This window comes from Nocardia sp. NPDC019395 (genome assembly GCF_040632335.1).
In the GTDB taxonomy this organism is placed as follows: domain Bacteria; phylum Actinomycetota; class Actinomycetes; order Mycobacteriales; family Mycobacteriaceae; genus Nocardia.
This window is the reverse complement of the sequence record NZ_JBEYBT010000006.1, coordinates 50,016-75,557: the sequence shown is the minus strand read 5'-3', so window position 1 is coordinate 75,557 and position 25,542 is coordinate 50,016. Positions and strand designations below refer to the sequence as shown.

26 protein-coding genes are annotated in these 25,542 nt (G+C 67.7%); 11 read left to right on the top strand and 15 right to left on the bottom strand.

Annotated features, from left to right (window positions below; all coding sequences use genetic code 11):
* Positions 1-2: 2 nt before the first annotated feature.
* The gene (locus tag ABZ827_RS17460) at positions 3-764 is read right to left on the bottom strand and encodes a lysophospholipid acyltransferase family protein (RefSeq protein ID WP_357237807.1); all 762 of its coding nucleotides are present in this window, start codon (positions 762-764) and stop codon (positions 3-5) included.
* Between the two features lie 452 nt (positions 765-1,216).
* On the opposite strand from ABZ827_RS17460, the gene ABZ827_RS17455 reads away from it, so the two are divergent.
* Both ABZ827_RS17455 and ABZ827_RS17450 read left to right on the top strand, forming a co-directional pair.
* Positions 1,217-1,876: a YqgE/AlgH family protein gene (locus ABZ827_RS17455; protein WP_357237806.1), complete on the top strand. Its 660-nt coding sequence runs from the start codon at positions 1,217-1,219 to the stop codon at positions 1,874-1,876.
* 308 nt (positions 1,877-2,184) lie between these two features.
* Positions 2,185-2,937: an SDR family oxidoreductase gene (locus ABZ827_RS17450; RefSeq protein WP_357237805.1), complete on the top strand. Its 753-nt coding sequence runs from the start codon at positions 2,185-2,187 to the stop codon at positions 2,935-2,937.
* 52 nt (positions 2,938-2,989) lie between these two features.
* Here the strand turns inward: ABZ827_RS17450 and ABZ827_RS17445 are convergent, their stop codons facing one another.
* The 4 genes from ABZ827_RS17445 to ABZ827_RS17430 form a co-directional block, all read right to left on the bottom strand.
* The gene (locus ABZ827_RS17445; protein ID WP_357237804.1) at positions 2,990-3,481 is read right to left on the bottom strand and encodes a carbonic anhydrase; all 492 of its coding nucleotides are present in this window, start codon (positions 3,479-3,481) and stop codon (positions 2,990-2,992) included.
* A 230-nt stretch (positions 3,482-3,711) separates the two neighbouring features.
* Entirely contained in the window at positions 3,712-4,065 is a 354-nt protein-coding gene (locus tag ABZ827_RS17440) for a hypothetical protein (protein ID WP_357237803.1), read from the bottom strand.
* Positions 4,062-4,928 carry a DUF692 domain-containing protein gene (locus ABZ827_RS17435; protein ID WP_357237802.1) on the bottom strand — a complete coding sequence of 289 codons (867 nt, stop codon included), beginning with the start codon at positions 4,926-4,928 and terminating at the stop codon, positions 4,062-4,064. The genes ABZ827_RS17440 and ABZ827_RS17435 overlap by 4 nt, the downstream gene beginning before the upstream one ends.
* A gap of 3 nt (positions 4,929-4,931) precedes the next feature.
* A complete protein-coding gene (locus tag ABZ827_RS17430) occupies positions 4,932-5,855 on the bottom strand; it encodes a TIGR04222 domain-containing membrane protein (RefSeq protein ID WP_357237986.1) in 924 nt (307 codons plus the stop codon).
* Between the two features lie 561 nt (positions 5,856-6,416).
* On the opposite strand from ABZ827_RS17430, the gene ABZ827_RS17425 reads away from it, so the two are divergent.
* Positions 6,417-7,124: a glycoside hydrolase family 25 protein gene (locus ABZ827_RS17425; RefSeq protein WP_357237801.1), complete on the top strand. Its 708-nt coding sequence runs from the start codon at positions 6,417-6,419 to the stop codon at positions 7,122-7,124.
* 23 nt (positions 7,125-7,147) lie between these two features.
* On the opposite strand, the gene ABZ827_RS17420 is transcribed toward ABZ827_RS17425, so the two are convergent.
* The 3 genes from ABZ827_RS17420 to ABZ827_RS17410 form a co-directional block, all read right to left on the bottom strand.
* Positions 7,148-9,190 (bottom strand): PhoX family phosphatase, encoded by a 2,043-nt coding sequence (locus tag ABZ827_RS17420; protein ID WP_357237800.1) that lies wholly within the window; start codon positions 9,188-9,190, stop codon positions 7,148-7,150.
* An 89-nt stretch (positions 9,191-9,279) separates the two neighbouring features.
* Positions 9,280-9,468, bottom strand: a complete 189-nt coding sequence (locus ABZ827_RS17415; RefSeq protein ID WP_357237799.1) for a hypothetical protein — start codon at positions 9,466-9,468, stop codon at positions 9,280-9,282.
* Between the two features lie 182 nt (positions 9,469-9,650).
* Complete coding sequence (locus ABZ827_RS17410) at positions 9,651-10,073, bottom strand: HSP20 family small heat-shock protein (protein ID WP_357237798.1); 423 nt, start codon at positions 10,071-10,073, stop codon at positions 9,651-9,653.
* A gap of 139 nt (positions 10,074-10,212) precedes the next feature.
* Here ABZ827_RS17410 and ABZ827_RS17405 point away from each other — a divergent pair, with 139 nt between their 5' ends.
* Positions 10,213-10,560, top strand: a complete 348-nt coding sequence (locus tag ABZ827_RS17405) for a MerR family transcriptional regulator (RefSeq protein WP_357237985.1) — start codon at positions 10,213-10,215, stop codon at positions 10,558-10,560.
* 94 nt (positions 10,561-10,654) lie between these two features.
* Here ABZ827_RS17405 and leuS read toward each other — a convergent pair whose 3' ends face one another.
* Positions 10,655-13,546 (bottom strand): leucine--tRNA ligase, encoded by a 2,892-nt coding sequence (leuS, locus tag ABZ827_RS17400; RefSeq protein WP_357237797.1) that lies wholly within the window; start codon positions 13,544-13,546, stop codon positions 10,655-10,657.
* 664 nt (positions 13,547-14,210) lie between these two features.
* Here leuS and ABZ827_RS17395 point away from each other — a divergent pair.
* Positions 14,211-14,633, top strand: a complete 423-nt coding sequence (locus ABZ827_RS17395; RefSeq protein ID WP_357237796.1) for an SdpI family protein — start codon at positions 14,211-14,213, stop codon at positions 14,631-14,633.
* Between the two features lie 2 nt (positions 14,634-14,635).
* On the opposite strand, the gene ABZ827_RS17390 is transcribed toward ABZ827_RS17395, so the two are convergent.
* Positions 14,636-15,976 carry a glycogen debranching protein gene (locus ABZ827_RS17390; RefSeq protein WP_357237795.1) on the bottom strand — a complete coding sequence of 447 codons (1,341 nt, stop codon included), beginning with the start codon at positions 15,974-15,976 and terminating at the stop codon, positions 14,636-14,638.
* 185 nt (positions 15,977-16,161) lie between these two features.
* Between ABZ827_RS17390 and ABZ827_RS17385 the strand changes: the two genes are divergently transcribed.
* Complete coding sequence (locus tag ABZ827_RS17385; protein WP_357237794.1) at positions 16,162-16,863, top strand: SDR family oxidoreductase; 702 nt, start codon at positions 16,162-16,164, stop codon at positions 16,861-16,863.
* A gap of 112 nt (positions 16,864-16,975) precedes the next feature.
* On the opposite strand, the gene ABZ827_RS17380 is transcribed toward ABZ827_RS17385, so the two are convergent.
* On the bottom strand, positions 16,976-17,272 hold the full coding sequence (locus ABZ827_RS17380; RefSeq protein WP_357237793.1) for a hypothetical protein: 297 nt from the start codon (positions 17,270-17,272) through the stop codon (positions 16,976-16,978).
* A 479-nt stretch (positions 17,273-17,751) separates the two neighbouring features.
* On the opposite strand from ABZ827_RS17380, the gene ABZ827_RS17375 reads away from it, so the two are divergent.
* Entirely contained in the window at positions 17,752-18,396 is a 645-nt protein-coding gene (locus tag ABZ827_RS17375; protein WP_357237792.1) for an ammonium transporter, read from the top strand.
* Positions 18,397-18,534: 138 nt separating this feature from the next.
* Here ABZ827_RS17375 and ABZ827_RS17370 read toward each other — a convergent pair whose 3' ends face one another.
* The 3 genes from ABZ827_RS17370 to ABZ827_RS17360 all read right to left on the bottom strand — a co-directional run bounded on the left by ABZ827_RS17370 (position 18,535) and on the right by ABZ827_RS17360 (position 20,991).
* Entirely contained in the window at positions 18,535-19,233 is a 699-nt protein-coding gene (locus tag ABZ827_RS17370; protein ID WP_357237791.1) for an MspA family porin, read from the bottom strand.
* Positions 19,234-19,248: 15 nt separating this feature from the next.
* Positions 19,249-19,896 carry an MspA family porin gene (locus ABZ827_RS17365; protein WP_357237790.1) on the bottom strand — a complete coding sequence of 216 codons (648 nt, stop codon included), beginning with the start codon at positions 19,894-19,896 and terminating at the stop codon, positions 19,249-19,251.
* A gap of 300 nt (positions 19,897-20,196) precedes the next feature.
* Positions 20,197-20,991 carry an LLM class F420-dependent oxidoreductase gene (locus ABZ827_RS17360; protein ID WP_357237789.1) on the bottom strand — a complete coding sequence of 265 codons (795 nt, stop codon included), beginning with the start codon at positions 20,989-20,991 and terminating at the stop codon, positions 20,197-20,199.
* 305 nt (positions 20,992-21,296) lie between these two features.
* Here ABZ827_RS17360 and ABZ827_RS17355 point away from each other — a divergent pair, with 305 nt between their 5' ends.
* The 3 genes from ABZ827_RS17355 (at position 21,297) to ABZ827_RS17345 (ending at position 23,129) form a co-directional block, all read left to right on the top strand.
* Complete coding sequence (locus tag ABZ827_RS17355; RefSeq protein WP_357237984.1) at positions 21,297-22,127, top strand: class I SAM-dependent methyltransferase; 831 nt, start codon at positions 21,297-21,299, stop codon at positions 22,125-22,127.
* A 334-nt stretch (positions 22,128-22,461) separates the two neighbouring features.
* On the top strand, positions 22,462-22,713 hold the full coding sequence (locus ABZ827_RS17350; RefSeq protein ID WP_357237788.1) for an Arc family DNA-binding protein: 252 nt from the start codon (positions 22,462-22,464) through the stop codon (positions 22,711-22,713).
* Positions 22,713-23,129 carry a type II toxin-antitoxin system VapC family toxin gene (locus ABZ827_RS17345; RefSeq protein ID WP_357237787.1) on the top strand — a complete coding sequence of 139 codons (417 nt, stop codon included), beginning with the start codon at positions 22,713-22,715 and terminating at the stop codon, positions 23,127-23,129. Before ABZ827_RS17350 ends, ABZ827_RS17345 begins: the two co-directional genes overlap by 1 nt.
* A 116-nt stretch (positions 23,130-23,245) precedes the next feature.
* On the opposite strand, the gene ABZ827_RS17340 is transcribed toward ABZ827_RS17345, so the two are convergent.
* Positions 23,246-24,091 carry a LysR family transcriptional regulator gene (locus ABZ827_RS17340; RefSeq protein ID WP_357237786.1) on the bottom strand — a complete coding sequence of 282 codons (846 nt, stop codon included), beginning with the start codon at positions 24,089-24,091 and terminating at the stop codon, positions 23,246-23,248.
* A gap of 70 nt (positions 24,092-24,161) precedes the next feature.
* Here ABZ827_RS17340 and ABZ827_RS17335 point away from each other — a divergent pair, with 70 nt between their 5' ends.
* Positions 24,162-25,373, top strand: a complete 1,212-nt coding sequence (locus tag ABZ827_RS17335; RefSeq protein WP_357237785.1) for a YbfB/YjiJ family MFS transporter — start codon at positions 24,162-24,164, stop codon at positions 25,371-25,373.
* The last annotated feature ends 169 nt before the right edge of the window (positions 25,374-25,542 follow it).

Here is a 25,542-nt window from a genome sequence, read left to right as displayed (position 1 = left end):
GCTCAGTAGGCCGCGACCGCCCCGTCCAGCGCCTGCTGCAGATCGGTTCGCACCAACCGGGAGATCTCCGCCGGGCGGGTCGGAAGCTCGGTGCGCGGCACCCCGAAATGGAAGCTTGCCGATTTCGCCTCGTCTTTGGTCGGCTCGACAGTGGGATCGGCCCGCGGACCGTAACTGAGCCCCAGGCTGAGCAGGACCGGCCGGGCACCCAATTTGCTGGTCCGGAAAGCGATATGCCCGATTCCGGTGCCCACCGGCTGCACCTGCGCCGGATCCACGTCGTTGCAGGTCCCCTCCGGGAAGACCGCCAGGCTGTCACCCTCGGCCAGGCGTTCGGCACAGATATCCATCATTCGCTGCCCGGCCGCGTTCACCGCCCGCAATCCGTGATCGCTACCCCGGAAAACCGGGATCCCGCCCATCATGTCGATCCGGCGGCGCAGTTTCTCCTCCTCGAACAGTTCGTCCTTGGCCAGCACTCGGGTGCGTCCGATGATCGGCCGCAATTCACTGCGCCAGGCGGCCGCCGCGAGCGTATAGGGGTCCAGCCGGGAGAGGTGATTGACCGCGATCAGCAGCGGAGTCCGGGCACGGATCAGATCACGGATCGCGGCCCGGGCACCGGCGGCGTAGCTGATCCGCGGCCGGTAACGCCGCCCGAGCAGGGCGTAGGCCCCCATCGCCTGGATCCGGTTCTGCCGGTGCGCACGGTAGAAATCGTAAACATCTTCACTGTTGCCGAGAAGCACCTCAGGGGGTCGCATGGGCCTGACTCTACGAGACACACCGCCCCCTCCGCGCTCCCTGAACAGTCCGCACCCGACCACCACAGGAGGCGCCCTGAACACAGCCCGGCACCTCCGAAGACAACACGCCCGCTACCTTCACGCCCACCCCCTCAATTCTCCGGCGATCGGTCAACTTTTGCGGTCGGGGCCCGCCCCGCGTCTGCAGCGACAGAGCGAGGGAGCGCAGCGACCGAGCGCCGGAGTGAAGACGCGGGGTTAATAGGGCCCCGACCTCGAGGCGCGGAGCGCCTCCAATAACACAGCCCGCCCCTTCACGGATGGCCTACGCCGAGACCAGGGTCAACAGGCCCACAACCCCCTCGCCTCCGAAGGTGGAGCCATACATACAGCGCCCCCGACCCCGCGACGCCGAAGGCGGCGCAATAGATACAGAGGCGCGATCGGGCCAAAACTGCGATGATGGCCTGGTGGCGCAGGCAGATGACCCCGATGATCGTAAGACCCGGGGCGGCCGCGGTGACGGGCACGATCCCGAACCTGGTCGTCGCGGCAGCCGGCAAGGTGAGCAGGTAGTTCGCGCCGGCACACTACTCGTTTCCTCGACCGACCTGGCCGAGCCCACATTCCGCCGTACCGTCGTGTACATCATCGAGCACAACGACGCCGGCACGCTGGGGGTGGTGCTCAACCGGCCCAGCGAAACCGACGTGCCCGATGTGCTGCCGCAGTGGAACGAGGTCTGCGCGGAGCCCCGCACCCTGTTCGTCGGTGGCCCGGTCAAACGTGACGCCGCGTTATGCCTGGGAACCGTCCGGGTGGGTTCGTCCATCGAGGGTGTGGCCGGGCTACGGCGTGTCGACGGCCGGGTGGTGCTGGTGGATCTGGACGCCGATCCCGACCGGATCGGCCCGTTGGTCGAGGGCGTCCGGATCTTCGCCGGGTATGCCGGCTGGACCTTCGGCCAGTTGGACAGCGAATTGGCCAACGACGACTGGATCGTGGTGTCGGCGCTGCCCAGCGATCCGATCGCCGGGCGCCGAACCGATATGTGGGCGCAGGTGCTGCGGCGTCAGCCGTTGCCGCTGTCCCTGCTGGCGACCCACCCTATCGAGGTCGAACGCAACTAGAAGCGGCCGAGATCCCGCCGGGATCCGGTAGCGAGCGGCAGCGGTACGCGCCGCTCCCGGAACAGATCAGCTGTCGGGTTCTTCCACGCGGGCGGCATGGCCCGCTCGCCCAAGCTCACCCGAACCGGGTGATCCCCCACCCCGGCCCGCGGCTGGTTTGCTGGACACGCAACGTGGTAATCGGCCGCTGCGGAAAAGGCGGGGATCGTCCTCGGCCACCGTGCGCGAATCACCGGACAAGCAGGGCAATCGACCTTCGTGAGATCCCCGGGAAGGCCCCGGGTGGCACGCCGTGAAAGGGCGGGAACATGAAACACGTAGTCGTCGGCGGTACCGGACGCATCGGGTCGCAGGTGGTGGCGAAGCTCACCGCGGCCGGGCACGAGGCCCTCCCCGCGGCGCCTTCCACCGGTGTCGACATCATCACCGGTAAGGGCTTGGACCAGGCGCTGGAAGGCGCCGAGGTCGTCACCAACCTGGCGAACTCACCGACTTTCGACGAGGCATCGCTGGACTTCTTCCGCACCTCGATGGACAACCTGCTCGCCGCGGGTGAGCGCGCGGGCGTGAAACACCAGGTCGTGCTCTCCATTGTCGGGGTGGATCAGGTGCCGCAGCTGGACTACTACCGGGCCAAGACCCTGCAGGAGCAGTTGCTACGACAGGGGCCGACGCCGTATTCGATCGTCCGTGCCACCCAGTTCTTCGAGTTCATGGACTCGGTCCTGGCCTGGACCTCCGATAACGGCACCGTCCGCCTGCCCACCACTCGCCTCCAGCCCATGGCCGCCGCGGACGTGGTCGAGGGGGTCGTCGAGGTCGCTACCCGCACCCCGCTGCAGGGGATACGCAATATCGCCGGCCCGGATGTCTTCGCGCTGGACGACCTCGGCCGGATCACCCTGGCGGCCGAGCACGACGACCGTATCGTCGTCACCGACGATACGGCCGGTATGTTCGCGGCCGTCAGCGGCGATGCGCTCATCGCGGGACCGGACGCGCACCTGGCGGGCACGCATTACCGGGAGTGGATCCGCGACCACGCCGCGGCGGGTGCTTAGCCGCCGGAATCCGCCTTCGATCGGGCGGTCACGGCCTCGACGAGACGTCGCGTCAGGTCAGCACCTCGTCGAGTTTGCCGGTGGACACGTCGAAGACGAAACCGCGCAGTGACGTGGTCGCGGTGACGAACGGGCTGGACTCGATCCGGCGGATGGATTGGCGCACATCCTCCTCGAGATCCGGGAAGGCCTCGGCAGACCAGTGGGGCTTGATCCCCGTATCGTCCTGGATGGCGCGTTTGAATTCGTCATCGGTGAAGGTCAGCATGCCGCAGTCGGTGTGGTGGATCAGAATGATCTCGGTAGTGCCCAGCAGCCGCTGACTGATCGCCAGGGAGCGGATCTCGTCGTCGGTCACCACACCGCCCGCGTTCCGGATGACGTGTGCCTCACCCTCTTTCAGACCGAGGATGCGGTAGACGTCCAGCCGGGCATCCATACACGCCACCACGGCGACGTGCTTACTGGGCGGCAGCGGTAGCGGGCCGCTGAACTGGGCGACATATTCGGCGTTGTTCGCCAGGTATTCGTCGGTCACCGTCATGATCGAACCTCGCTCGGGTCGAGTAGGGACATTCACATGTACGCATAGACAGTGGCGCGCGTAAGGGTGCGTCACGAGATATTCGCGCACGGTGACGTCAAAGGTGTACGACCCGGCGGGCCGGGGTGGCGCCGCTCCGGGAGCCGGATGACCGCCGGCATCCTGGAACCGGGCCGCTCGTCCCCCGGCGCCCGGCGGCGGGCTCTCGGACCCCTACGATGCGTATCCGCTCAGCGCGATCGGCGAATCCGCAACAGCCGCGCGATCCGGGCGCCCGGGCCGGGCTTTTCCGGCGACCACCGCACACCGTTGTCGCGGGCGAACCGGAGCGCGTCGGCCGCGGTACCGGTCTTCGGGCGATCGCGTGCCCAGTCGATGTAGCGCGCCGTGAAATCGGGGCCGGTGGCGTGTACCAGGGCGGGAAAGCGCGCCGCGGTCTCCCGGGCACGTTTGTGCAGCAGCGCGTGCGCCGCGGCCCGCACCGCGTCCCGGTCGAACCCGGGCGGTACGGCCTCCCCCGCCACCAGTGCGCGCACCAGGGCGGCCTGGCGCTCGGCCAGGCTCGGTCCGTCCGGGCCGCTCACCGCAGGCCGGCCCGCGCGCTGGCGGTGATCGGGGTGCGCGCCGCGGCGACGGCGAGGGCATCGAGTTCGTCGAGCAATTCGTACGCCGGCGGAAAATTCCCGTCCCGTTCGAGCATGAGCGGAACCGGGTGATCGTGAGCGAATTCGGTGACCAGAGCGATTACCTCGGGTGACAGCGGATGGCAGTGCGTGTCGTGATAGCGGCCGTCCGATACGTGGCCGCCCGCGATATGACAGTAGGCGATCCGTTCGGTGGGCAGCCGGGCCAGTTCGGCGCGCGGGTCACGCCCGCGGTTGCGCGCGTTGGCGTACACGTTGGCGATGTCCAGGAGGAGATACACCCCGGTGCGCTCGACGATCTCGGTGAGAAATTCCGATTCGGTGAAATCGTCGTCGGGCCAATCGAACAGGGCGGCGATGTTCTCCACCGCCAGCGGGACGTCGAGCGCGGCCCGGGTGCGGGCGATATTGGCTGTCAGTGCGTCGAGCGCGTCCCGGTTGCGCGGAACCGGCAGCAGATGCCCGGCTTCCAGGCCACCCGCTCGGACGAAGGCGATATGTTCGCTCACCAGGGGTGCCCCCACCGCTCGCGCGCAGACCGACAGATGTTCGACCCGGGCATCCTGCACCGGTTCGGCTCCGCCGAGGGATAGCGAAATCCCGTGGGGGACGACCGCTGTCCCCCGGGCGCGCAGCTCTTCCAGCTCGTAGGGCACATGCACCGTGCCCGCCGCCTTATCGCCGACGGTGAGCGATTCGGCGATCACCTCGCAGAAATCGAGACCGTCCAACTGGTCGATCAGCCCGCAGATCTGCGGTCGCCAGCCGATTCCGAGGGCCGCTTCGGGCAGGGGCCCGGTCACCGGTCAGCCACCGCACCCGCCGCAACCACCACCGCCGCCGCAACCACCACCGCCGCAGCCACCACCGTCACCTCCACCGCTGTCACCGCCCCCACTGCCGTCGCCACCGCCGCTCGCGAATCCCCCGCCGAATCCCTGCATCGCCGTATTCAGGGCCGGGTCCAGCAGAACCAGTGCGTGGACCCCGAACAGCGCCACCGCCAGACCGGCAGCCGCCGGCCCGTACGTCACGTACGAGGGATTGTTCTCCGGACGCAGGTGCCGGTGACCGGTTGCGGCTTCGCGCAAGGTAGTCCGGCCCGCGGGCGTGACCCGCACCGCGGCCACGACCCGCCACCAGGCCAAGCCCAGCAGTACCAGGATGATCCCCAGGAAGATCACCGGGTTGCCGGCGGATATCCCCGCGATCAGCCGGGCTACCCCGAAGAGCCCGACCACTACGATCGGCAGCCCCGCTTCGCCGAGCTTCTTCTTGAAACTTCCGCCGGCAAGGTAGCCGCGTTCCACCAGGGAGCCGCGCAGGAGATCGAGCACCGTATGAACCCGTCGAGTCACCCCCGCGATGCTCTGTCTCGAAGCGTCGAGCTGTGCGGCCACCGCCACGGTCAACGGGTCGAGCCCGGTTGCGGGAGCCGGTACTCCGGTCGGATGACCGTGCCCATCGATCAGGTTGTGACTGCGCAGCAACGCCACCGAAGCCATCACCGCCCGGCGATCGCTGGTCAGCAGACCCAGCTCGGGCGCGGTCAGTTCTCCCGGCGGTGCGGCGGCGTGGGCTCCGATGATCCCGTGCCGCAACCAGAACCCGAGACCCACCGCGAAAATCACGATCGGCAAGTACAGCGCCAAGAAGCCGGTGCCCGAGATCCCCCATGTCTCCCCGGCCGACAGCACAGACCCAGCCGCCGGCAATTCGATTTCCCGCATACCCACCTCTGGCTCCACCCGATGTGAAACCAGTATCCGGCGCGAACCTCCACCACGCCAGAATTTTTCGTCGGCCGGACCGCGAAACGCAGGTGCCGGTCCGGGTGTACGCGCTGCTCACCGACCAGCGAACGGCCGGACACCATCGGCCTGCGAGATGCGGTACGCCACGGCCACGGAGAGCCGAACCGCGACCGAGTTGTGAGAGCGCAATATCGCACCGCACCGATTTCCGGACGATACACGGCGCTGTCTTACCAGGTAGAAGCTCTGCTGATGCTTATGGTCGGTGATATGAGACTTCACCGCCGGAGACCGACTGCACCGTTGCGCCGCCTCCTGCGGCGCGGGCCCACAACGCCCGATCACACCCCTACCGCCGGCGAAATGACCCGCATCTTCGCCGCGGCCCGCCCCGCGGCTACGGGTTGTACCACTCGCCGGAGAACGCCCGCCGCCGGCCGGTCCTCGAGCGTTCACCGGACAGCGCCACCCCCCGCGAGCCGGAACCGGGCGGCCGAGCGTGGCGGCACGGTCCGGGGTCTGTCACGCAGGGTCGCGATGGCCGGGGTGCTGGTCTGCGCGGCGGGGTTCGGCGGTTTCCCGGCGGCCGCCACCGCCGAGCCGACCGGACCCGATGTCTCGTCCTGGCAGCACGGCGGCGGGCGGCTCATCGACTGGTTCTCGGTGCGCGCCTCCGGACATCATTTCGCCATGGTCAAGGCCACCGAGGGATTGGATTACATCAACCCGTTCTTCGTCCCGGACAGCCTGCAGATGCGGGTCGCCGGAATGGCGCGCGGCACCTATCACTACGCGCGCCCGGAGCTGCCGCCCGAACCCCAGGCGGCGCTGTACGCCGCGGTGGTGCTGGGCCAGAACGGCCCCCTCGATCTGCCGCCGGTACTGGATATCGAGAACTCCGGCGGACTCCCACCGGGCGCGCTGATCGACTGGACGCACCGCTATCTCGACACGGTGCAGTCGCTGACCGGCCGCGTCCCGATCATCTACACCTATCCGACCTTCTGGCGGGCCGCGATGGCCGACAGCGATCAATTCCACCGCTATCCGCTGTGGATCGCCGACTATCGTGACCGCCCCGCACCCGAGGTCCCGGGCCGCTGGCCCGCGTGGACCTTCTGGCAGCAGACCGATTCCGGTTCCATTCCCGGTATCCACGGCCCCACCGATGTGAACGTGTACAGCGGCGCGCAGGGCGATTTCGCCCGATTCGCCCGAATGGGCGGGCTCACCGGCAGCGGGTAGTCATCCCGGGTCGGCGCGGCAGACTACTCCACGCCGATCCGGCCGCCCCCGGACTTCCAGACCGCGACCACCGCCGGTCGCGGCTGTGAGGTGCCACCGTCCGGCCAGTGTGAGGCCGGGTTCTCCACCGACGCGTCGTCGGTCTCACCCGGATGCTGCACGCACACCATGACCCGTTCCTCCGTGATCACCGGACCGCAGGTCTCGCCGCCCGCCGGGACGGACAGGAACTGTTTGGTCTCGCCGCGCCGATCACCGTCGAGAACCACCGCGAACAGCCCGTCGTTGGCGTCCAGCGCGTTGCCGTCGGTGCTGACCCAGAGGTTGCCGTACGGGTCGAACGCGAGGTTGTCCGGGCAGGAGATCGGGCTGACCTTCGTTTTGTCGTAACCGGCGAAGTAGGTATCGGCGGCGGCCGGGTCACCGCAGACCAGCAGTAGCGACCAGGTGAATTCGGTGCCCGCGTGGTCGTCGGTGATCTCGAGGACCTGGCCGTTCTTGTTCTCGTTACGCGGGTTGGCCTCGTCGGCCGCGGCCTTACCGTCGGTACCGCGTTTGGTGTTGTTGGTCAGCGCCACATACACCTTCCCGGTTTTCGGACTGGCCTCGAAATCCTCCGGGCGGTCCATCTTGGTGGCGCCGGCCTTGTCACCGGCGAGGCGGGTGAACACCGCGACCTCCTCCGCGGTCATGCCGTCCACCAGTGATTCGCCGCGGCCGTCCTCGGCGGTACGCAGGATCGGGATCCACCGGCCGGAACCCGTGAAGCCCTGATCCGAGGGGACGGTGCCCGAACCGTCGATCCGGTCCGGGTGATCACCGGTCAGTTTCGCCACGTAGAGGGTGCCCGCGTCCAGGATGGTCAGGTTGTGGCGGCGACTGGCCGCGCCGGTACCTGGTTCGATCTTGCGTGAGGAGACGAACTTGTACATGTAGTCGAAGCGTTCGTCGTCACCGCTGTAGGCGACCACGGTGCCGTCGGAGGTCACGTGGATATTGGCGGCCTCGTGCTTGAACCGGCCGAGCGCGGTGTGCTTGACCGGCGTGGACCGCGGGTCCCACGGATCCACCTCGACCACCCAGCCGAAGCGGTTGGACTCGTTGGGTTCGGCCGCCACATCGAAACGTTTGTCGAACTTCTCCCAGAAATGCGGGGAATCGGATTCGCCGATCCCGTAGCGCTCCAGCCGCGCGGCGGTCGCCGGATCGGCGGCCTCGCCCACGAAATAGGCGTTGAAGTTCTCCTCGCCGGAAAGCACAGTGCCCCAAGGGGTCACACCACCGGAGCAGTTGCTGATGGTGCCCAGAACTTTGGTGCCGGTGGGGTCGGCGGTGGTTTTCAGCAGGGCACTGCCCGCTGCCGGACCGGTCACGGTGAACTGGGTGGTCGCGGTGATCCGCCGGTTGTACTTCCCGAAAACCGGCTTCAGCCGTCCGGTTCCGGATTCACCGTGTACCTCGACCACCGACAGGCCGTGCGCGGCCATCGCGATATCGACCTGTTCCCTGGTGACGGCCTCGGTCCGGTAGCCGGGAAACATGAACAGTTCGGTCGTGTATTCGTGGTTCACCACGAGCAGGTATTTACCCGCCTGCCCTTCGATCGGCAGCAGCCCGGCGAAATCGTTGTTGTAGCCGAACTGTTTCGCCTGCGCGGCGGGCGTCTGGCCGAAGAAATCGAATTCGGGCGCGTCGTCGAACAGTGGATCGCCCCAGCGGATGACCACACCCTGCTCGTACCCTTCCGGGATGACGACCGCGTCCTCTGTGTTGGGAGCCACCGGGGAGAAACCGGTACCCGTGCCCGGGGCGCCGTCGGACGATCCGGCGTCCGCGTCGTCACCGCAGGCCGCCAGGGTGCCGACGGCACCGATCGCGACCACCGCGGCCGCACCGCCCTGGAGGACCCGGCGCCGGGAGATCCCGGCCACGATATCCCCGAAGTAGGTGTTCGACGAGGTGTTGGGTACCTCGTGGAAGCAGGCATTGCCGCATTTGTACCGGCAGGTCACGCGGGACCGCGATCCGGCCGGTTCGTGGGCGACGAATAACTCGAGAGGTTTCACGGTGGACTCCTGTGCAGGGCTGAACGCCCGGAGGCTAGCCGAGAAAGGCGAGTCTCAGGAGTCCATCGGATGAACGAGCGGTGCCGTGTTCATGGCCTCCGCCCCAGTGCGGCGAGGCCGTGGCCGGACGGCACGTCCATGACCTCGGTCCACCAGTGGTCCAACGGGCTGGGGTCGGGCCAGTACACATCCGCGGCAGCGTGCCCGGCCGGGACCGCGGTGGGCTCGGCGCGGATGTGGGCAGATCGGCGATCGGGTGGTGAGGAAGTCGTCGTCATCGTCATCGTCATCGTGAGTTTTGATCCACGCTTGTTCGAAGTGCGGGCGGGCCCGGAGAATCGCGGCGATCCGGACCCGCCCACGGCTGGATGGAATCGGAGAACCGAGGGTCGCGCCGGGGAGGCGGGCCCCTCGGCCCGCGTTGCCACGGTCGGCCCCTCCGCGGCGCCGACCGGGCCGGTCAGGCGTTGAGGGCCTGACGCTCGTGATCGTGGCGGGCGATCTCGATCTTCCGGGGCTTCGCCTGCTCCGAGACCGGGATAACCAACCGCAATACACCGTCGCGGTAGTCGGCGCGGATCGCGCTCGTATCGAGGTTCTCGCCCAGGAACAGCTGCCGGCTGAACACGCCGCGAGTGCGCTCAGCGGCGATCATCGACCGGCCCTCGTCCAATTCGGGCCGTGATGCCCGGACAGTCATCACGTTGCGTTCGACATCCAGATCCAGTGAGTCGGGGTCGATGCCGGGAAGGTCCAGCTCGACGAAGAAATTATCGCCCTCGCGCCAGGCATCCATCGGCATCGCTGCCGGACGTGCGGGTGTGCCGAAAACCTGCTGCGTCAGGCGATCCAGATCCCGGAAGGGATCCGTGCGCATCAACATGGTCGCCACCTCCAGTCCACTCCTTCACTCTCGAAGAGAAACCAGATAATCTATGCCAACTGACACAGATAATTTTTAGCACTCGAGAGGGGTGAGTGCAAGTGGCAGGAGCAGATAATCTCGGGAGGTGAGCGAAGAAGTGACGTACACGGATCACAGAGGCAATTCCGTGCCCGGACCGAGCCACGGGGTGTACGCGATATCGGTGGCCGCGGAACTGGCCGGTGTCGGCGTGCAAACGCTGCGACTCTACGAGCGAAACGGACTGATCACCCCGGCCCGCAGCTCGGGCGGCACCCGCCGCTACAGTCGCGATGACCTGACTCGGCTACGCCGCATCATCGCACTGTCCGAGCAGGGTATCCAGCTCATCGCGATCGGACGCATCCTCGACCTCGAAGACGCCAATTCCACGCTCCGCGATGCGAACGCCGCCCTTACCACCGAACGTGACCGGCTCCGCGACCACCGATCCGCGCAACGATGATCTGCCCGGATTATCCCGGGTCGACGCGGCGCCGCAACAGGTGACCGGCTGCGCTACCGAACCCCGCCGGTGCGCGGCGAGGATCGGCGACGGCTCACGCGACGATGTTCACCAACTTGCCCGGGACCACGATCAGTTTGCGCGGGTCTTTTCCGTCGAGTAGAGCGGCGATCTTCTCGTCGGCCAGCGCGGCCGCTTCGATCGCGGCCCGATCCGCTTCGGGATCGACCTGGATCCGGCTGCGGACCTTGCCGTTGACCTGGATCGGATACTCCACGGTCTCGGCGGTCAGCAGCGCCGGATCGGCCACCGGGAACGGGCCGTGGGCCAGCGAGCCGGTGTGACCCAGGCGTTCCCACAGTTCCTCGGTCATATGCGGGGCCAGCGGGGCCAGCATCAGCACCACCGGCTCCACCGCCGAGCGGGGCGCGCCCTTCGGATAGGCCTTGGTCAGGTGATTGGTCAGCTCGATCAGTTTGGCGCCGGCGGTGTTGTCCCGCATGGCCGCCAGATCCTCGTCCACCCCGGCGATCGTGCGGTGCAGCAGGCGCAGGGTCTCGTCGGACGGGTTGTCCTCCGTGACCCGGGTCGTGCCGGTCTCCTCGTCCACCACCAGCCGCCACACCCGCTGCAGGAACCGGTGAGCGCCGATCACATCCTTGGTGGCCCACGGCCGGGACGTATCCAGCGGACCCATCGACATCTCGTAGAACCGGAACGTATCGGCCCCGTACAGATCGCAGATCTCATCGGGGGCGATGGCGTTCTTCAGCGATTTGCCGATCTTGCCGTATTCCTGGTGCACCTCGGCCTCGACGCCCGCGGCATCGGTCCAGTAGAACTTGCCGTCCCGTTCGACGACCTCCGCCGCCGGAACATAGGCCCCGCGCGCGTCGGTATAGGCGAAAGCCTGGATATAGCCCTGATTGAACAGGCGCCGGTACGGTTCGCTACCGCTCACGTCACCCAGATCGAACAGGACCTTCTGCCAGAACCGCGCGTACAGCAGGTGCAGCACGGCATGCTCCACACCACCCACGTACAGGTCCACGCCACCCGGATCGTCGGCGCCGTGCTCGGCCCGGCGCGGACCCAGCCAGTAGTTCTCGTTCTCCTTCGCGCAGAACGCCTCGGAATTGGTGGGGTCGGCGTAGCGCAGCTGGTACCAGGAACTACCCGCCCAGTTCGGCATGACATTGGTATCGCGGCGGTAGGTGCGCGGACCGTCGCCCAGATCCAATTCCACCTGCACCCAGTCGGTGGCCTTGGCCAGCGGCGGGGAAGGTTCGGAATCCGCGTCGTCCGGGTCGAAGGTGACCGGCGCGAAATCGTCCAGTTCGGGCAGCCGCACCGGCAGCATCGATTCCGGCAGCGCATGCGGGGCGCCGGATTCGTCGTAGACGATCGGGAACGGTTCGCCCCAGTACCGCTGCCGGGCGAACAGCCAGTCCCGCAGCTTGTACTGCACGGTTCCGGCGCCGTGGCCGTCGGCTTCCAGCCGGGCGATCATTGCCGCCTTCGCGTCGGCGATGGACAGCCCGTTCAGGTAATCGGAGTTGATCGCCGGACCGTCCCCGGTGTATGCCTCGCCGTCGAACCCTTCGGACGGTTCGACGGTCCGGATGATCGGCAGCCCGAACGCGGTCGCGAAATCCCAGTCCCGCTGGTCCTGCCCCGGTACGGCCATGATCGCGCCGGTTCCGTACCCGCTCAGCACATAGTCGGCGATGAAGATCGGGATCCGGGCACCGTTGGCGGGATTGGTGGCGTAGGCCCCCAGGAAGACGCCGGTCTTCTCCTTGTTCTCCTGCCGCTCCAGATCCGATTTCGCGGCGATGGCCTTACGGTAGGCCCCGACCGCTTCGGCCGGGGTCGCGCTGCCGCCGGTCCACCGGGCATCGGCGCCGTCCGGCCACGCGGCGGCGGTCAGCTCGTCGACCTTCTCGTGCTCCGGAGCCAGCACCATGTACGTCGCGCCGAACAGGGTATCGGGGCGGGTGGTGAAAACCTCCACATCGCCTGCCGCGGTGGCGAACTCGACCCGGGCCCCGCGTGAGCGCCCGATCCAGTTGCGCTGCATGGCCTTCACGTTCTCCGGCCAATCCACATGATCCAGATCGTCGATCAGCCGGTCGGAGTAGGCGGTGATACGCATCATCCACTGCCACAGCTGTTTACGGAACACCGGGAAGTTGCCGCGCTCACTGCGCCCGTCGGCGGTGACCTCCTCGTTGGACAGCACGGTCCCCAGGCCCGGGCACCAATTCACCATCGAATCGGTCTGATACACCAGACGGTACGAATCGATCAGCGCCCGGCGCTCGGCCGCGGACATGGCCGCCCAATCCTTACCCTCGGGCGCGGGACGGGCCCCCGTTTCGAACTGACGTTCCAGTTCCTCGATCGGCCGGGCCCGATCGGCTTCCTGGTCGTACCAGGCGTTGTAGATCCGCAGGAAGATCCACTGCGTCCACTTGTAGTACTCGGGATCGGTGGTCGCGAACGAACGCCGCCGATCATGCCCCAGCCCCAGCCGATCCAGCTGCCGCTGCATGGTGGCGATATTGGATTCGGTGGTATCCCGCGGATGCGCACCGGTCTGCACGGCGTACTGCTCGGCGGGCAGACCGAACGCGTCGTACCCCAGCGCATGCAGCACGTTGCGCCCGTGCATCCGGTGATACCGCGCGAAAACATCGGTAGCGATATATCCCAGCGGATGCCCCACATGCAGACCCGCCCCGGACGGGTACGGGAACATATCCTGCACGAACAGCTTATCGGCCGGCACCTCCCCGGCCAGCGGGCCGACAGGGTTGGGGGCGTGGAAGGTGCCGCGCTCGTTCCAGCGCTGCTGCCACCGGCGCTCGATCTCCCCGGCGAGCGCGGCGGTGTACCGGTGGGCGGGCGTATCGCCGGCCCGGCCGGGGGCGCCGGTGTCTGCCGAGCTCTGCCCGGCGGTCTCGGTTGCGCGGGTGTCCTGCACGGCCCTGCCTTCTCTAGCTGCTGATGGGAGAAATCCGTCGTCGACAGCCTAAGACTTGCCCCCTGACAAGCCCAAAAAGCTGTGTCTCTTGGCGTCGCCTCGGGGGCCGGGGCCGGGGCCGGGGCCGGGGCCGGGGTGCGGTGAGGTGGGCTGGGCCTGTCGTGGTGTGAACCGGGACATAAAGACGTGAGGTGAGCCGGGCGTGAAGGCGGGAGGTGAGCACGTGAGGTGAGCACGTGAGGTGAGCAGGACTGTCAAGGTGCGAGGTGAGCCGGACCGCGAAGGTGACAAGGAAGCCCGTTCGCTAAGGCTCTGTGTTTTTTGGCGCCGCCTGCGGCGTCGCGGGTTCGGGGCCCCCTTGGTCTCGTTCTTCACTCCCGGCGCTCAGTCGCTGCGCTCCTTCGCTCTGGTCGCTCCAGAACGAGACGGGCCCCGAACCACCAAGGTGGACCGGCCGCATGCGGGAAACGGGGGTGAGGGTCGCATGCGGACCGGCTGGCGGAAGGGGGGATCAAACACCCCGGAGGCGGCGGTGGAGTCGCATGCGGGGAAACGGGGTGGGGTGTATGTGGACAGGCGGGCGGCAGGGATCGAACGCGTCCGGGGTCCCGAACCCCGCGATGCCGGAGGCGGCGCCACAAAAACACTGCGGTACTCTCACCTGGTGTTTGTCGTCGCGATTCTGCTGTTCGTCCTGGCTCTGATTGCCCTGGCGATGGGCGTGCTCGGTCTCATCGGCCGGCTTCCCGGCAACCGCTATATCGGCGTTCATACCGAAGCCGCGTTGCGTGACGAAACGGCCTTCCGCACCGCGAACCGGATCGCCGCGCCGACCTCGGTCGTCTCCGGGGCCCTGCTCGCCGCCGGTGGGCTGGTGGTCTTGGCCGCGGGTGCGCTCACCGGGATCCTCGTAACCGCCGGTGTGCTGGTCATCGCGCTGTTCACCCTCGGTGCCGGGGCCAATGCGGGGGCGCGGGCCGCCGAGGCCATCGCCCCGGCGCCGGCGACCGGCGGTTGTGGCGGATCGTGCGGCGGGTGTTCGCTGAAGGACACCTGCGAACCGGCCGGCACCTCGCCGGCTGTCTGAGGTCAGCCCAGCCAGTCCAGCACCGAGGCCGCCGTCCACGACTGCTGCATACTGCCCAGCGGCTCGCCGGTGAACGGTTCGTAGTATTCGGCGAAGCTGCCGTCGCTGGCCTGCCGCAACGCCTCGGCGCGCAGCATGAACGAGCGTTCGGCCCAGCCGCGGTGGGCGAAGACCCAGGAGAAAAGCCAGCTCATCACCGGCCAGACCGGGCCGCGCCAGTATTCACGGGAGCGGAAATCCTTCGAAACCGGCGAGGTCGACGGCGGTAGCGCGTAGCGCAGGTCGGGATGACCGCAGAACCGCGGGCCCTCGAAAAGCCGCAGCAGGTTGCGTTCGGTCGCGCGGGGCAGACCACCACTGATCAGGGGCGCGAACATGGCCAGGGTTTCGGTGCCGATCCAGCGCCCCAAACGGGTGTCGTAGTCGCGGGCGGCGCCGCTGCGGGCATCGGTGGTGGCGATCACGCCGGCGCGGAACCGGTCGGCCCAAGCGAACAGTTCCTTGGTGTCGGCCCTGGGCTGGTGGTACTCCTCGCCGATCTGACCGAGCACCTCGCAGGCCAGGGCGAAGATCGCGGTCACGAATACGTCCTCGACGGCGAAATCCATCACAGTGCTCAGTTCGGCGGCGTCGTAGCGGGCACGGCGCATCTGTTCCACCAGCCACAGGTACCGGTCGTATTCGCGGTCGCTGGGGCGCTGGGAGGGGTCGTCGATAACGAGTACGTCCTCCCGCCGGTAGGGCGGTAGATCCGCCCCGGGCAGGACGTTCTCGTACGCCCGATCCCAGCGCGGCGAATTGTCCATCCCCGATTCCCAGCCGTGATACAGCGTGATCCGGCCGCTGCCCAGCGGGTCGCGGGCATGCGCCAGCCAGCGGTGCCAGCGCACCAGATCGGGCCAGCGGCGGTTCAGGAATTCCTCGGCCACCGCCCGGGTACTGCGCCCGTGCCGGCGCGAATGGTCCAGGATCCGCTGCACGGCGATGGCATGCACCGGCGGCTGGGTGATCCCGGAGGTATCCGGGCCGTCGGGCGCGTCGGCGGCCAGCAGCCGGCATTCCCAGCGAGCCGGGCCCGGGAAATAGCCGTCGACGCCGTTGGCGAACACGATGTGCGGGATCATCCCGTTCTTCCACTGCGCCGAGAGCAGGGTGTCGAGTTCGATCACGGCGCGCTCCACACTCAACGGCGCCAGACCCACGGCCACGAACGCGGCGTCCCAGCTCCACATATGCGGATACAAGCGCGGCGCGGCGCTGGTCATGGTTCCCAAGTCGTTGCCGCGCAGCAGATACGCCGCGCGGGCAGCGAGTTGCGTGGGGGTGAAACCCGGATGTGCCATCTCTACATCTTGCTCGTGTTTTCGGCGCCGCCTCGGGTGGCGCGGGGTTGGGATATGGGTGGTTTGCCATTCGGAGGCAGTTTGCCCCGTGTGTGAGGAACGGGGCGGTGTGGGTGATGGCAATTTCACCTCGGCCGGGTTTCGTGGGCGTGTGCGTCGTATTTCGGCGGCGCTACGCTGTGGGCGTGGAGAATGCGGCGGACGAGCCGGGCCGGGAGCGGCCTGTGGCGCTGATCACCGGGGCCGGGCGGGGGCTGGGGGCGGCGATCGCGCGGGAGCTCGCGCCCGATCACGCACTGCTGCTGGGAGCGCGGACGGAAAGCAGCCTGGACGCTATCCGGTCGGAGCTCCCGGGTGCCACGGGCTGGCCGGTGGAGCTCACCGACTACACCGCGGTGGCCGAGGCGGTGGCGCCGATCGACCGGTTGGATGTTCTCGTGCACAACGCCGGCATCGCCGATCTCGGCACGATCGCCGAATCCTCGGTGCGTCAGTGGCGTGAGACGCTCGAAGCCAATCTGATCGCCGTGGTGGAACTGACCCGGCTCTTGTTGCCCGCGTTGCGTGCCGCCAACGGTCATGTGGTGCTCATCAATTCGGGTGCCGGCCTGCGGGCGAACGCCGGCTGGGCCTCGTATGCGGCGAGCAAATTCGGTCTGCGGGCCTTCGGGGACGCGCTCCGGCTGGAGGAACCCTCGATCCGGGTGACATCGATCCATCCCGGACGTATCGACACCGATATGCAGCGCGAGATCGTGGCCGGAGAGGACCGGCCCTACGATCCCGCGGAATTCCTGCGGCCGGAAACGGTGGCCCGTGCGGTACGGACGGCCGTCGACACACCGCGCGACGGACACCCGACCGAAATCGTGCTCCGCCCGCGCTGAGCGGCTCGACCGGCCGTCGTCGCGGGTCACCCCGCCCCGCGATCAGCCCATGGGCCACCCGGTGGCTCCGCGGCCCCGACGGTGCCGGTGACGACCGGGGCCGCGTGTGCGGTCAGTGCTCGTCGTAGTGCCCGTTGTGCGGGGCGTGGCGGTGGCCGTCGTGGATGTAGTCGACATGGTCGCCGTGCGGTACCGCGACGTGCCCGCAGCCCTCACCGTGCACGTGCTCGTGGGTGGCGTGCTCGGTATGACCCTCGGGTTCGCATTCGTCGTAGTGACCGGCGTGCTCGCGGTGGAGATGCCCGTCGTGGACGTAGTCCACGTGGTCGCCGTGCGGTACCGCGACATGCCCGCAATCCGGACCGTGCACATGGTTGTGTTCGGTGTGCTGAGCGTGTGCCGTTGTCATCGGCGTTCCTTCTTTCCTCGAATCGGTCAGCTGGAACTACGCACACAGATACATTATCAAGTGCGCATCACTGCAGATAGCTGTACATTCACCATCGCGCCGATATAAAGTGCGGTCCGATCCACCGGAACCATCCGCACCGGAGCCGGCGGAGGCCGCGGCAATACAGCGGCGAAGGCACGATCCGGCCGCATCAGCCCGGGTTGCTCGATATCCGTGGCTTGCGGGTCGGCCCGCATAACCCCCGTTAGCCCGAGCGAGCAAGGCGCAGTTGAGTATCCGAATCATCGGGTATCTAAACTTTTTTCTAGGATTTTCCTGGAAAATACTTCTCTCGGGCACCCCGGGCAGCGTAATGTCCCATTTGCTCGAAACCGCCGGGACCCAGCCCATTCGGTCCGGCGGTACGCGGACGGAGCGCTTGTCCCGGCTGTAAACCATCCTTGGCGACACCGTGATCAGATCGGACATGTGACACCATGAGGATCCGCCAGATTGCTACGGCCGTAGTGCCGTTCCTTGCCGTTGCGACGTTCGGCTCGGCAGCCGCACACGCAGAACCCGCGGCGCCCGATATCGGCTACCGCACTGAACTGGTCGGCAAGACCGTTGTCACCACGCTCACCCACGGAACCTTCGAGGTAGACGGCGAAACCGTCGATATCGTCGACGAATCCGGCGCCACCGTGGTCACTTTGCCCTTGGCGGTCCGCGAGGGCACCACCGAATACCCGCTGCCGCACGCGGTCCGGGACGACGACCGCGTCCTGGAACTCACCGCGGTGAAGGACCCCGCGGCGGCACGGCCCGCCGCCGAGTTCGTGGCCTCCCCGCAGGAAAACCTCGCGGCCCAGAACAATTTCGCGTCCCAGTTCGGAATCGCCACCGCTATCGGCGGATTCGTCGGCACGGCCCTCGGCGCACTCGTGGGGCTCACCGGGATTGTCACCGGCCCAGGGGTTATCGCCAGTATCATCGCCGGCGCAACCATCGGTGGGATCATCGGCACGATCGCCGTCGGCGGACCGACCCTGGTGATCGCCGCCGTCGACCTGGTCAACACCCTGAACGCCGCACCCGGCACCACGCAGTGGGCACCGAAGCAGCCTGTTTCGGGGAACTGACTCCCGTAGGCCGTTACCGGACGCGGCGCGGTCGCGTCCGGTAACGACTCACCGCGACGACGCGGTCGATGTGGCCCGTACGAGTTGTGCCAACCCGTGCGGGCCACTCACGACCCGTCCGTTATCGATTCGCGCGCATCAGAGCAGAACCGGATCGCCGTAGACGACCACGGTTTCGTCGGCCAGGGCCGATTTTGTCGTCAGTACCGCATACGACCTGATGGCGGCTGGCCCGATACAACCCTCGACGGTGATGTGTGTACGCCGGATACCCGCTGCCGCCCGGCCTTTGCGAACCGGTGCCGTCGCCAACCGGATATCGGCGATCGATCCGGTCGCGAGTGACATTGTGACTTCGGGTGCGACTGTCATTCCGGGATAGATTCGGCTCTCACTCTCCGACTCCGGCTTGCTCTCGTCGGGCTTCACCACGATGGTGGAATCCCGCTGGTACGGGCCCTCCTCGCTCAAGCCGATCGCCGACAGCAGAGACTTCACCCCTGCCGAGATCTCCGCCAGGGCAACCGCGCAGCCGACGTGGTAGCCGATGGCCAGTTCCGCTGATTCCAGCGGCGACTTCCCGCGGCCCGCCAACGCGCCGTAGGCCTCGATATCCACTGATGCCGAACGCCTGGACAACATCCCGCTCGCGACCCGATCGACTCTTTCGGGCCGGTTCCCTACCCGTAATATCCGCCCGTCCGCCGCGGTGACCGACCGCTCGTGCGGTGCGGGCGCGACGACGTCAGCGGCGGCGGGAGGAGCGGGAAAGTGCGCGAGAACCATCGCGGCGGCCGCAGTCAGCAACAAAGACAGGCGTTTCCGCTTCCCGATCATGGTCGGCACGCGAGGTCAGAGAGCGACCGGATCGCCGTATACGGCGACCGAATCGTCCGCGGTCGCGCTCTTCACCGCGATGATCGCGTACGAGCGGATACTGGCGGGGCCGGCGCACCCGTCGAGCTTCACGTGCGCGTCCCGGTTGGTGATGAAGGCCTCGGAATTCCCCAGCGGCTTCTCGCCGAGCGGGAGGTCCACGACCTGGCCCAGGTCCAGGTTCACGGTGAAACTCGGGGCCACCGACAGAGTGGGACCGATATTCGCGCCCACGGTCGGGGTGGGGATACTCGGGCTGATGCTGATGCCGGGCGAGATGCCGGCCGTCACCGAGGCGCCCAGGGTCACGCTACCGATGTCGACAGCACAACCCAGGTGGTATCCGGTCTTCAGCACAGCACCTTCGAGCTGAGAGCCCGCCCCGCCCAGCCGGCCGTACGCCTGATTCGTGACGAAGACTTCGCGCGTGGTGCCGATACCGTTCAACGGCGGGACGCGGTTCGCCGTTTCGTCACGATGTCCGACCGCCACCCGCCAGCCGTCCGGCGTGCTGATCGATTGCTCGTGCGCGGGCAGCCGCAGCACCTCGGCTCCGGCTTCGCCGGCGAGCAGTCCCACAGCGCTCAGGGCGGCCACGAACGAGAGCAGTATTTTCTTTTTCACCGGTAGATCCCCCACCATTTCGTTACGAACTCGCACCGGCGCACGATTCGGTCGCCGGAACCCTTCGAGCGCGAACGCTAGGCGGGCCGTGTCCGGCGGCGCAATATCCGTGGATCACGCGCAATCGCCGATGTGCAGGTCGAACCCGCTAAGACAGATGTCCGGACCGGACAGAGTCTTTCGTCGCCGACGCGGTGCGGCAACTCTCGATCTACCTCGCGACGGCCGGGCACCAGAGAGGGATGTAGTACGGCCGTGCCCGGCGCTGCGTCAGGACCCAGCCGTACTACTCGGAAGTGTTCAGGCGATACCGGCGACAGGCTCCGGATTGGTCTGGTCGCGCCACGCGACCGCCTCACGGACCTGGGTCAGGTCGTAATCGGGCCCGTTGATTCCCACCGTGAACAGCGTCGCGCCCGCGGCGAGGTAGGCGGGGGCCGCTTCGGTACCCGGCCAGGCCACCGATCGTTCGATCTTCGACGATTCGGTGCCTGCGTCGGCGCAATGCTCGTCGAGGATTCCGCTCTTGCGGGTGAACACATCCAGCTCGCCGAAGCTGTGCCAGATATGCGCGTATTCGGCGACCAGCCGCAGGGTCTTCTTCTCACCGCCGCCACCGATCAGGATCGGGATCTCCCGGACGGGCTGCGGGTTCAGTTTCGCCAGCCGGCCGGTGATCCGGGGCAGGTACTCCTTGAGCAGGTTCAGGCGGCTGCCCGCGGTCCCGAACTCGTACCCGTATTCGTCGTAATCACGTTCGAACCAGCCCGAACCGATACCCAGGATGAGCCGGCCGCCGCTGATCTGGTCGACGGTGCGGGCCATATCCGCGAGCAGGTCGGGGTTGCGGTAGCCGCCGCCGGTCACCAGTGCGCCGATCTCGACGCGTTCGGTCTGCTCGGCGAAAGCACCGAGCATGGTCCAGCATTCGAAGTGGGCGCCGTCGGGGTCGCCGTAGAGCGGATAGAAGTGGTCCCAGTTGAACACGATGTCCACGCCGGCATCCTCGGCCCGCAACACCGCGTCGCGGATGAGTCCGTAGTCGGGGGCGTGCTGGGGCTGGAGTTGAATTCCGATCCGAACCGGTCGGCTCATCTGCATGACTCCTCGTCGTCGGGTTGATCTCCCGCACCCGAGGCTACTGCGTCGGCGGCGCCACCCCCGGCCGCAGCAGAGCCTCGGCGGGCACCGCAGTCCGCACCGGCCGGCGATTTCGTCTCGAATCGGGGCGCTCAACAGGTGAGCTCTGCGAATGTCACCGGTTACGAATCGGTCCGGCGAAAACCGCTGGGAAATGGGGTTCGGCGGGCGATAGGATCTGGCGCCTCCAACAACGAGCAAGGCGGATACCGCATGACCGAAAAGGTGCTGTTGCGCCCCGGAATGGGAACCGAGAATGACTGCTGAGCGAGGGCCGCCATGACGAACGGGCCTGGCTCCTGCATCCCGCAGCGGCCGCGGCCGAGTACCGTCCACGGCTTATCACCTTCGACGATGCGTCCGGCGAGGGCAGTTCCGCGGCGGACTCATGGCGACGACTCCGCGAAGACGCGGAGTCGTACTGCCCGGTGGAGATCATCGCCCGGAACTTCTTCGACGTCACTGATACCGAACTGGACGGGCTCGGGCCACTGGACCTGATCTGGCTGGACGCGGGAACGCCGACCGACGACGCGCGGTTTCTGCGGCGGCTCTGGCCGCGTCTGACGGACGGCGGCCTCCTGGTCTTTCACGAGCCGTATTTCGCCACCAGCGTCACTCTGGCCGATGAGCGCCAGGGAGTAAGGACTGTACCCACTCCGCTGCTGCAGGAGTTCCGGCGCCGGATCGGGCCGGGTTGCGAGATCCTCGCCCTGCCGGAACTGCACAAATACCGGCAGGCAGGTATCGCTCTGGTCCGTAAAGTGCCCGGCTGGGATACCGACCGGAAGCTACCGTTCACCGCGGAGATGCTGGAAATCGGCGAACCGCCGATCGCGTTCCCCGCCGCCATGGTGTCGGCTGGGCGAACCCCGGACGACGACGCGCGCGACGTCGCCCGGCTCATGGCCTCGGCAGACGTGCGGCAGGTGCTGGGCGCGATCGGCAGCGGCCGGCGTTCACTGACCGCGATCGTCAACCAGTTGTGCGAATGCTTCGATCCCGATGTCGCCGTCCTCCGCCGCGATCTCGTCGACCACGGGTACCTCGAGCGAAGCAACGGCATCTACCGGCGGCGCGCCGAAGGGTAGTAGCCCGCAGCCGGAGAAGAGCCGGATCTCACGGCCGACGGGGCGCACCCGAAGCCGCCTGGAACGGCCACTCGGGCGTCCGACCGCCCCGGTCCCCTCGGGGAGATACCTGTCCGCCACCCGCCACAACGCATCCCGGATCACCGGCTCCACGGCCCGGCCCCGCCAGGAGGTCCAGCCCGCCCGGATCGTCTCGAGCACTCGATCCCCGCGCCCACGTTCGATCGCGGGCAGCTCCATGGGGAACGTCGACCCCAACCGCCCACCCTCAGCACGGTGACATCAGATCAAATTTATGCCATCATCGATAGCAGATGAGAGGGGATGATTGCAGATGAGGAACGTAACAGTCCGAAATCTGAGCGACGAGGTACACCGAGCGATCCGCCAGCGAGCAGCCGCACACGGCCGTAGCATCGAGGCCGAGATGCGCGCGATCCTCACCGACGCCGCACAACCGCCAGAGCGGGTCAAGCTCGGCTCGATGCTCGCGGCGGCCGGTCGTGAGATCGGGTTGACCAGCGAAGAGCACACCGCCCTCAACAACCGCGACCGCCACCCGGCCGAACCCCTGACGTTCGACTGATGATCATTCTGGATACGAACGTCATCAGCGAGCCCCTGCGCCCGACACCGGATCCCCGCGTAGTCGAATGGCTCGACGGCCAGAGCATCGAGACCCTTTATCTGACCGCCATCACCCTCGGCGAGCTGCGATACGGCGTATCCGTCATGCCCGACGGTCGCCGACGCGACCTACTCACCGAGCAGTTGGAAAAAAACATGGTGCCGCTATTTTCCGGCCGCGTGCTGCCCTACGATTTGGACGCCACCGCCGAATACGCACGCGTCATGTCCACCGCTCGCGCCGCCGGACTGGCCATCGCCACCGCCGACGGCATGATTGCCGCCATGGCGGCCGCCGCAGGCTTCACCGTCGCCACCCGAGACACCTCGCCGTTCGCGGCTGCCGGAGTGCCCATTATCAATCCATGGCAATAGCGCTGCGGCCCCTGAAGGACACCGGAAAAGGATCCGGTGGTCGGTACTCATCGCACGTTCGGGCCACGGGCCGATTCAGCTGTTCGGGTGGCCGGTAGCTGTCGATGCGCCACCGTTCACTCGGCGCGCAGGGCGGTTTCGAGGAAGCGGCGGGTCGAGCGTGACGGCGGTGGGGTCCGGCGCCAGCCGAGGTAGAGCGGGGAATCGGGGATATCGGGCAACTCCCGGTAGACCACTCCGGGGTGTGGTGCGCGGTGGACCGCGATGGCTGGGACCGCGCCGATACCCCGGCCGGCGCTGACGAGTTCGAGCCATTCGTCGAAGTTTCCGCAGGTGATGATCTCGCGGCCGGGATGCGGGTCGGGCCAGCTGTCGGGGGTGGTGGTGCCGGAGCGCGGGTTGACCACCAGGGGATGCGCCCCGAGATCTGCCCAGCGCAGGCCGCGCTGTCCGGCGACCGGTGAGTCCGCGGCCACCGCCAGCACCCGGCGTTCGGTGCCGATGCGCTGCCAGGTGATGGTGCCGGTCCCGTTTCTGGTGGTCCGCACGAGCGCGACGTCGAGGCGGCCGCGGTCGAGGTCGGCGACCGGGTCGTCGGTGCGGTGGATCGCGAGGTGACCGCCGAGTTGTTCCCAGCGGGCGCGTACCCGGCCGGACCATTCCGCGGGCAGCAGCCAGGCGAAGCCGAGACGCACTTCGGCGCGGCCGCGCATATCGGCCTCGAGTTCGGTGAGGTCGGTGAGGATGCGACGGGCGCGGGCGTGGAATTCCCGGCCGTCGTCGGTGAGTTCGAGGCGGCGGGCGCCGCGGTGGACGAGGGTGGTGTCGAGAATCCGTTCCAGATCCTGGACCGTGCGTGTGAGGGACGGTTGGGTGAGATGCAGGCGCGCGGCGGCGCCGGTGTAGGTGCCCTCTTCGCAAAGGGCGGCGAACGCGGCGAGATGCCGCACCTGCAGGTCCATACGTTCAGCGTATACCCCATGCTCAACAGGCATTTCCGGACGCTGCCGCGAACTCGTAGCGTTCGGTGGCGTGAGCCAGGTACGGGACAGGGTGACCGCTCCGCTGCCGCGGGGCCGGACGGTGGGTGTGGCCGCGGCGGCAGGGCTGGCCGCCGCGATGGGCGTGGGGCGGTTCGTCTTCACGCCGCTGCTTCCGATCATGACCGCGTCGGCGGGGATCAGCGCCGGAGACGGCGCGCTGATCGCGACCGGGAACTACGCCGGCTATCTGGTGGGCGCGCTGCTGCTGGCGCGGCGGCCGCGGCTCGGTACCCGCGCGGCATTCCTGACCTGGTCACTGCTGCTGGTGGCGAGCGAAGTGGCGATGGCCGCGACGACAGAAGTCTGGGTTCAAGCCGGTCTGAGATTCACCGCCGGCGCCGCCAGCGCGGCGATCTTCATCGCCTGTGCCGCCACTGTGGCGCGGCACCGGTCCGTGGGCGCCGCGCCCGGAGTGGCGTTCGCCGGCGTCGGCGTGGGTATCGCGGGCTCCGGTATCTACACATTGCTCGCCGCTCCACACCTGTCGTGGCAGGGCCTGTGGATCGGTTCGGCGATACTCACCGCGGTCCTACTGGTTCCGGCACTGGTACTGGATATCCGCCCCGACACCCCGCGCGCCGATCCACCCGGTACCCGCACCGGTAACCCGGCGGAGCGGCGGGCCTGGAAACTGTTGCTCGGTTCCTATTTCGCCGAGGGCGTCGGCTACATCATCGTCGGCACCTTCCTCGTGGCCGCTGTAGCCGGTAGCGGCAGCTCGTCGGCGGGCGCGCTCGTCTGGACGATCGTGGGGCTCGCGGCGGCGGTGAGCACGGTCGTCTGGCACGCGGTGGCACGGCGAATCGGAACCGGCCCGGCGCTGGTGGCGGCTCTGCTGGTGCAGGCCGGTGGTATCGCGGCCGCCGCGATATCGAGCAGCTTTGTTGCCGCACTGGTCGCGGCGGTCGCCTTCGGTGCCACCTTCATGGCCGTCGTCGTCCTGACCCTCGAGTGCGCCCGGCGGCTCCATATCGCGCAGGCCGCCGCCGTGCTGACCACGGCCTATGCGACCGGCCAGGTCATCGGTCCCCTGATCGTCATCCCGGTGGTCGGCTCGTCGTTCACCACATCGTTCGCGATCGCCGCGGTGATCATCACGCTCGCCGCTGCCGCCGCCGCGGCAGCGACCCGGCGGCACGTCCTCGAATCGACCCGCACCGCGCCGAACAATCCAGAACTCCGTGGCGTAACCGCAGCGTGAGCGGTCGACTGCCCGCCGACCGCGTCGCCGGTTTCGCCGATCAGTGCCGGGCCGCGCGGGCAAAACCGGTGGAATCCGCGACCGCGGCGCGCCCCCTCGCTGTTCCCATCGATGAAGAAGGCCGGGCAGTCGAACGCACTAGCGTCCGTATTTCCCAGGCTTTCGTTCG

Excerpts from the sequence above, each read along its gene's own strand:
- ABZ827_RS17460 (WP_357237807.1), bottom strand. The coding sequence starts at position 764 with ATGCGACCCCCTGAGGTGCTTCTCGGCAACAGTGAAGATGTTTACGAT.
- ABZ827_RS17450 (WP_357237805.1), top strand. The coding sequence starts at position 2,185 with ATGAAACACGTAGTCGTCGGCGGTACCGGACGCATCGGGTCGCAGGTG.
- ABZ827_RS17445 (WP_357237804.1), bottom strand. The coding sequence starts at position 3,481 with ATGACGGTGACCGACGAATACCTGGCGAACAACGCCGAATATGTCGCC.
- ABZ827_RS17430 (WP_357237986.1), bottom strand. The coding sequence starts at position 5,855 with ATGCGGGAAATCGAATTGCCGGCGGCTGGGTCTGTGCTGTCGGCCGGG.
- ABZ827_RS17425 (WP_357237801.1), top strand. The coding sequence starts at position 6,417 with ATGGCCGGGGTGCTGGTCTGCGCGGCGGGGTTCGGCGGTTTCCCGGCG.
- ABZ827_RS17415 (WP_357237799.1), bottom strand. The coding sequence starts at position 9,468 with ATGACGACGACTTCCTCACCACCCGATCGCCGATCTGCCCACATCCGC.
- ABZ827_RS17410 (WP_357237798.1), bottom strand. The coding sequence starts at position 10,073 with ATGTTGATGCGCACGGATCCCTTCCGGGATCTGGATCGCCTGACGCAG.
- ABZ827_RS17390 (WP_357237795.1), bottom strand. The coding sequence starts at position 15,976 with ATGGCACATCCGGGTTTCACCCCCACGCAACTCGCTGCCCGCGCGGCG.
- ABZ827_RS17380 (WP_357237793.1), bottom strand. The coding sequence starts at position 17,272 with ATGACAACGGCACACGCTCAGCACACCGAACACAACCATGTGCACGGT.
- ABZ827_RS17375 (WP_357237792.1), top strand. The coding sequence starts at position 17,752 with ATGAGGATCCGCCAGATTGCTACGGCCGTAGTGCCGTTCCTTGCCGTT.
- ABZ827_RS17370 (WP_357237791.1), bottom strand. The coding sequence starts at position 19,233 with ATGATCGGGAAGCGGAAACGCCTGTCTTTGTTGCTGACTGCGGCCGCC.
- ABZ827_RS17360 (WP_357237789.1), bottom strand. The coding sequence starts at position 20,991 with ATGAGCCGACCGGTTCGGATCGGAATTCAACTCCAGCCCCAGCACGCC.
- ABZ827_RS17350 (WP_357237788.1), top strand. The coding sequence starts at position 22,462 with ATGAGGAACGTAACAGTCCGAAATCTGAGCGACGAGGTACACCGAGCG.
- ABZ827_RS17345 (WP_357237787.1), top strand. The coding sequence starts at position 22,713 with ATGATCATTCTGGATACGAACGTCATCAGCGAGCCCCTGCGCCCGACA.
- ABZ827_RS17340 (WP_357237786.1), bottom strand. The coding sequence starts at position 24,091 with ATGGACCTGCAGGTGCGGCATCTCGCCGCGTTCGCCGCCCTTTGCGAA.